Source organism: Brevundimonas sp. (assembly GCF_041919755.1).
Lineage (GTDB): Bacteria > Pseudomonadota > Alphaproteobacteria > Caulobacterales > Caulobacteraceae > Brevundimonas.
Window position 1 is genome coordinate 102477 of record NZ_JAYRTD010000011.1, and the last position, 6164, is coordinate 108640.

The 6164-nt window shown below is 66.3% G+C and carries 4 protein-coding genes and 1 tRNA gene; 3 read left to right on the forward strand and 2 right to left on the reverse strand.

Translation table 11 applies throughout. The annotated features are described in order from the left end of the window. From ACE3TH_RS12830 to ACE3TH_RS12840, 3 genes are all read left to right on the forward strand, one after another. Nucleotides 1-969, forward strand: coding sequence for a bifunctional riboflavin kinase/FAD synthetase (locus ACE3TH_RS12830; RefSeq protein WP_374600213.1), 969 nt, complete (start codon nucleotides 1-3; stop codon nucleotides 967-969). 166 nt (nucleotides 970-1135) lie between these two features. Further along, a complete protein-coding gene (gene ileS, locus ACE3TH_RS12835) occupies nucleotides 1136-4066 on the forward strand; it encodes an isoleucine--tRNA ligase (RefSeq protein ID WP_374600214.1) in 2931 nt (976 codons plus the stop codon). An 8-nt stretch (nucleotides 4067-4074) separates the two neighbouring features. Further along, nucleotides 4075-4527, forward strand: a complete 453-nt coding sequence (locus tag ACE3TH_RS12840) for an MAPEG family protein (protein WP_374600216.1) — start codon at nucleotides 4075-4077, stop codon at nucleotides 4525-4527. Nucleotides 4528-4530: 3 nt separating this feature from the next. On the opposite strand, the gene ACE3TH_RS12845 is transcribed toward ACE3TH_RS12840, so the two are convergent. Together ACE3TH_RS12845 and ACE3TH_RS12850 are read right to left on the reverse strand one after the other, a co-directional pair. After that, nucleotides 4531-5973, reverse strand: coding sequence for an aldehyde dehydrogenase family protein (locus ACE3TH_RS12845; RefSeq protein WP_374600218.1), 1443 nt, complete (start codon nucleotides 5971-5973; stop codon nucleotides 4531-4533). 105 nt (nucleotides 5974-6078) lie between these two features. Beyond that, nucleotides 6079-6155 (reverse strand) — tRNA-Met (locus ACE3TH_RS12850). Nucleotides 6156-6164: the final 9 nt, after the last annotated feature.

A 6164-nucleotide genomic window follows, 5' to 3' on the forward strand; every position in this document is an offset into this window, starting at 1 on the left:
TTGGTCCAGGTCGTCACAGACTGGCGCGACCTGCCCGAGGATCTGCGCGGAGCTGCCGTCGCCATCGGAGCCTTCGACGGCGTTCATCGCGGACATCAGGCCGTCATCGCCGCCGCGCGTCAGGCTGCGGACAGCTTGGGTGCCCCCCTCGCCGTCGTCAGCTTTGCCCCGCATCCCCGCCGCTGGTTTCAGCCGGATTCGGCCCCTTTCCGCCTGATGACCACAGACCAGATGGTTCGGGCTCTCGCTCCTCTGGGTGTCGAGCGTCTGTATCTGCTTCCGTTCGACGCCGACATGGCGGCCATGACGGACGAGCAATTTGCCGTGGAAGTTCTGGCCGGGCCTCAAGCAGCGCAAGGCGCGTTAGGCCACCAGAATGGCCTGGGCATCCGCCACGCCGCCGTCGGCTTCGACTTCACCTATGGCAAGGGCCGGACCGGGTCTCCGGAGGGCTTGCGCCGCCACGGCGAGCAACTCGGCTTCACGGTCAGCGTCATCGACCGTCTCGACGACCCAGACGGGCTGAAGCTGTCGTCGTCTGCCGTGCGAGAGGCGCTGAAGGCCGGCGACATGGCCCGTGCCGCCGCCATTCTGGGCCGCCCCTTCGCCATCCAGGGCGAGGTCGTACACGGCGAAAAACGCGGCCGCACCATCGGCGTGCCGACCGCCAATGTGCGCCTCGGCGACTACATGCGCCCGGCCTACGGCGTCTATGCCACGCGCACGCGCCTGGCGGATGGCCGCATCATCAACGGTGTCGCCAACCTGGGCATCCGCCCCATGTTCGAAATCGAGGAGCCCCTGCTGGAGGTCTGGCTGCTCGACTTCTCCGGCGACCTTTATAGGCAGACCATCGAAACCGAACTGGTCGCCCTGCTGCGCGGCGAGATGAATTTCGACAGCCTTGATGGCCTCAAGGCCCAGATCGACGCTGACGCTGCGGCCGCGCGTGCGGTGCTGTCCGCCTAGCCTCGCGCGTACCGCCCTGCTAGACCGATCCCATCATGACCGTCCGCCTGTTTCGCCCGATTTCGATTAGCCGCCCGGCGTAGCGCCGCAGGGCCCTCGCCCCGTGCTCGCCGGGATCGAAACACCACCGCGAACGATCACCCAAAGATACGCCTGGACGACTGATATGGCCGACGCCACACCCGACACCCCGACCGACGCCGCGACGGGCCGCGACTATCGCGAGACCGTCTTCCTGCCCGAGACGCCCTTCCCCATGCGGGGCGGCCTGCCGCAGAAGGAGCCGCTGATCCTGGAGCAGTGGGGCGACCTGTATTCGACCCTGCGCAAGACGCGCCAGGCCCAGGGCGCGCCCCTGTATGTCCTTCACGACGGCCCACCCTATGCTAATGGCGACATCCACATCGGCCACGCCCTCAACAAAACGCTGAAGGATTTCGTGGTCCGCAGCCAGTTCCTGCTGGGCAAGGACGTCGACTTCGTTCCCGGTTGGGACTGCCACGGCCTGCCGATCGAATGGAAGATCGAGGAACAGTATCGCGCCAAGGGCCGCCGCAAGGATGAGGTGTCAAAGGCCGAGTTCCGTGCCGCCTGCCGCGAATACGCCGCCGGCTGGATCGACGTGCAGCGCGACCAGTTCAAGCGCCTGGGCATCCTGGGCGACTGGGACAACCGCTATGCGACCATGGACTTCACGACCGAGGCGGCGATCGTCGCGGAGTTCCACAAGTTCAAGAACTCCGGCCAGCTGTATCGTGGGTCCAAACCTGTCATGTGGTCGCCGGTCGAGCGCACGGCCCTGGCCGAGGCCGAGATCGAATACCACGACCATGTCAGCCCCACGATCTGGGTGAAGTTTCCCGTCGTCGGCACGTCCGACAGCCATCCGGACGATCTGCTGGCCTTCCGCACCCAGACGCCGTCGGTCGTGATCTGGACCACCACGCCCTGGACCATCCCGGCCAACCGGGCGATCAGCTACGGCCCGGACATCGCCTATGGCCTGTACGAGGTCACGGCCCTGGAAACCGGGCTGGAGTTCGAGCCCTGGGCCAAGCCCGGCGACCGTTTCATCATCGCCGACAAGCTAACCGAGGACGTATTCAAGGCGGCGAAGATCGCCAGCTGGACACGCGTCTATGACATCGACCCGTCGGGACTGGAGTGCGCCCATCCCCTGGCCGCGCTGGACAGCGGTTACGGCTTCTCCGTGCCCCTGCTGTCTGGCGACCACGTCACCGACGACGCCGGAACCGGCTTCGTCCACACCGCGCCCGGCCACGGGGCGGACGACTATGAGGTTTGGAAGGCGCACGGCCACAAGGAGGTGCCGGACACGGTCGATCCGGACGGTGCCTACTATCCGCACGTTCCGCTGTTCGCGGGGCTGAAAGTGCTGGAGACCGAGGGCAAGAAGACCGGCAAGTTCGGCTCGGCCAACCCCGCCGTCATCGAAAAACTCATCGAGGCGGGCACCCTGCTAGCGCGCGGGCGGCTGGAGCATTCCTATCCCCACAGCTGGCGCTCCAAGGCGCCGATCATCTTTCGCAACACGCCGCAGTGGTTCATCCGCATGGACCAGACGCTGAAGTCCGGTGACACCCTGCGCGAGACGGCCCTGAACGCCATCGACGCCACCGCCTTCCACCCGGCGGCGGGCAAGAACCGCATCCGCACCATGGTCGAGGGTCGCCCCGACTGGCTGATCAGCCGCCAGCGCGCCTGGGGCACGCCCTTGGCTATGTATGTCGACAAGCACACCGGCCATCCGCTTCATGACTCAGAGGTGGATGCCCGCATCCTGACGGCCATCGCAGAGGGCGGGGCCGACGCATGGTTCGACCGGCCCGATGCCGACTTCCTGGGGGCCCATGATCCCTCGCGCTACGAGAAGATCACCGACATCCTGGACGTCTGGTTCGACAGCGGCTGCACCCATGCCTTCACGCTGGAGGCGCGCGATCCCGCCCACGGCTATACCGGCGACCGCCCTTCGCACTGGCCGGCGAACCTGTACCTCGAAGGCTCGGACCAGCATCGCGGCTGGTTCCAGTCCAACCTGCTCGAAGGCTCCGGCACCCGCGGCCGCGCCCCCTATGAGGCCGTCCTGACCCACGGCTTCACCCAGGACGAGAACGGGGAGAAGATGTCCAAGTCCAAGGGTAACACCACGGACCCGGCTGTCGTCATCAAGGAGAGCGGTGCCGACATCCTGCGCCTGTGGGTGGCGCTGGTGGACTATGCCGAGGACCAGCGGATCGGAAAGCAGATCCTGCAGACCACGGTCGACGCCTATCGCAAGCTGAGGAACACCGTCCGCTATCTGCTGGGCGCGCTGGACGGCTTCGACGAGGCCGAGCGCCTGACCGACTATGCGCAGATGCCGCCGCTGGAGAAGTTCATCCTGCACCGCCTGTACGAACTGGATGGCCAGGTGCGTCAGGCCTATGCCGAATACCGCTTTCAGGACGTCGTGCGCCCGGTGCTGGAGTTCTGCTCCGGCGACCTGTCGGCCCTGTATTTCGACATCCGCAAGGACAGCCTCTACTGCGACCGCCCCGACGCGATCCGCCGCCGCGCCGCCCGCACCGTGATGGACGAAGTCTTCATCCGCCTGACGGCCTGGCTCGCTCCGCTGACGCCGTTCACGATGGAAGAAGCCTGGGGGACGCGTTTCCCCGATGGCGGCTCGAACTGCGCGCGGGTGATCCCGGACACTCCGGGGGCGTGGGAAAACGTCGAAGAAGCATCACGCTGGAGCTACGTTCAAACTGTCTTGGAAGTCGTCAACGATGCCTTGGAGGAGGCCCGGCGGCAGAAGATCATCGGTGGCGCGCTTGATGCGTGGCCGTCCGTCACAAGCCCGAACGACGTGATCAATGCCTTCCGAGACCTCGATCCCGCTGAAGTATTCCGCACCTCTGGAGCCACCTTGGTTCCGGGCAATGCCATCGAGGTTACTGTCGCGCTGGCCGAGTATCCCAAATGCGCCCGCTCCTGGCGGCGCGTCCCTGATGTCGGTTCCGACCCTGACTACCCCGACCTCAGCGCCCGCGATGCTGACGCCGTCCGGGCCTGGGACGCGGCGCAAGCCTGACCCCCATGATGGACCTGCAGACATCGGAACCGGCTCTGACGCCGCTCGACGCTTGGGCCCTGGTTCCGATGGGTCTGCATTTCGGCCTGATCGTCGGCCTATACGTTGTCCTGACCTGGACACGGCTGATCGTCGTCAGACGCGGACAGGCCATCAAGACTGACTTCGCCCGGGCTGACGGAGACCCGCGTCTGTCCGCCCGCATCCAGCGCAATCTGGCCAATCAGTTCGAGGCACCCGTGTTTGCCTGGATCGGCCTCGGCCTGCTGATCCTGACCGGGCAAATCAACACGCTCGACGTCGCCGCCGCCTGGCTGTTCCTGATCGGCCGTCTAATCCACAGCGCGGTTCAATGCACCGGCGACAATGTCGCCCTGCGCGGTCAGGTCTTCACCCTCAACTTCGTGGCCATCCTCTGGCTGATGGCCCACGCGGCCTGGGTCGTCGTGCTCAGCCTCTAACGCTTAGCTGAAGCTGTATCCCGTCTTCGTCTGGGTAAAGAAATCCGCCGCCGAAAAGCCCTGCTCGCGCGGGCCATAGCTGGACTTCTTCGTCCCGCCGAACGGTACATGATAGTCCACGCCCGCGGTCGGCAGATTGACCATGACCATCCCTGCCCTAACCCGCCGCTGGAAATCGCGTGCATGCTTCAGCGAGGTCGTGACGATGCCCGCCGACAAGCCGAACTCGACGCCGTTGGCGATCTCGAGGGCCTGTTCGTAGGTACTCACCCGGATCACGGAGGCCACCGGCCCGAACACCTCCTCGGTATTGATCCGCATGTCCGGGGTCGTATCGACTATCAGGGTCGGATCGACGTACCAGCCGGGCGTTTCCAGCGTCAGACGCCGCCCGCCCTGGGCCACCCGCCCGCCCTCGCCGGTCGCGATGTCGATATAGCGATATGAGGTTTCCATCTGCGCCTCGGTAACCGCCGGGCCGATGTTGGTCGCCGGGTCGAGTGCATGGCCGACCTTCAGCGCCGCCAGCTTCTCCGACAGCGCTGCCACGAAGCGATCATGGATGCCGTCCTGCACGATCAACCGGCTCGACGCCGTGCACCGCTGGCCCGTCGCAAAGAAACAGCCATCCAGCGCCACCGCCACGGCCCGCTCCAGATCGGCGTCATCCAGCACGATCAGCGGGTTCTTCCCCCCCATCTCCAGTTGAACCCGCGCCTGGCGCTTGGCCGCCCCCATCGCCACGCCAGCCCCGACGCCCTGCGAACCGGTGAAGCTGATCCCATCCACCTCCGGATGATCCACAATCGCCTGCCCCACCCCGCCACGCCCGATGACCAGGTTCAGCACGCCGTCGGGCAGACCCGCCTCATGCAGGATGGCGACCAGCGCCTCGGCCGTGGCCGGCGTCGGCCCTGCCGCCTTCATCACGACGGTATTGCCGAACGCCAGGGCGGGTGCCGCCTTCCAGGCTGGGATGGCGATGGGGAAGTTCCAGGGTGTGATCAGGCCGAACACGCCAACCGGCTGCCGCCAGGTCTGCACCTCTACGCCCTGCCGTACCGACGCCAGGTTCTGGCCGTGCAGCCGCAGCGCCTCGCCCGCGAAATACTTCAGGATCCGCGCCGCCCGTGCCGTTTCGCCGATGCCCTCGGCCAGGGTCTTGCCCTCCTCGCGCGACAGCAGCCGCCCGACTGTCTCGCGCCGCTCCATCAGCAGCGTGCCGGCCCGATCCAGCACATCGGACCGCACTTCCGGTGACGCCTCGGCCCAGGCCGGGAAGGCCCGGCGTGCGGCATCCACCGCCGCATCCACCTCCGCGACGCTGCCGTCCGGCGTCCGCGCCACGACCTCGCGCGTATCGGACGGGTTCAACCCCTCTGCGGGCCTTTGCGCCTCGACCTTTTGGCCATTGATCCAGTGGGAGAGCGCCAGGATATCGGTCATGGTGATGGTCTAGCCGAGATCGGAGGGTCGAGAAATGCCCTTGAGACCATGGACCCGGACAGCGAAAAGCCCCGCTGGTGGTCCATGCGGGGCTTTGAGGATGTTTGGGTGCGGGAGCAGGATTTGAACCTGCGACCTTCAGGTTATGAGCCTGACGAGCTACCGGGCTGCTCCATCCCGCGGCAAACGGT

Coding starts and splice junctions, on each gene's coding strand:
- ileS (WP_374600214.1), top strand. CDS start 1,136: ATGGCCGACGCCACACCCGACACCCCGACCGACGCCGCGACGGGCCGC.
- ACE3TH_RS12840 (WP_374600216.1), top strand. CDS start 4,075: ATGGACCTGCAGACATCGGAACCGGCTCTGACGCCGCTCGACGCTTGG.
- ACE3TH_RS12845 (WP_374600218.1), bottom strand. CDS start 5,973: ATGACCGATATCCTGGCGCTCTCCCACTGGATCAATGGCCAAAAGGTC.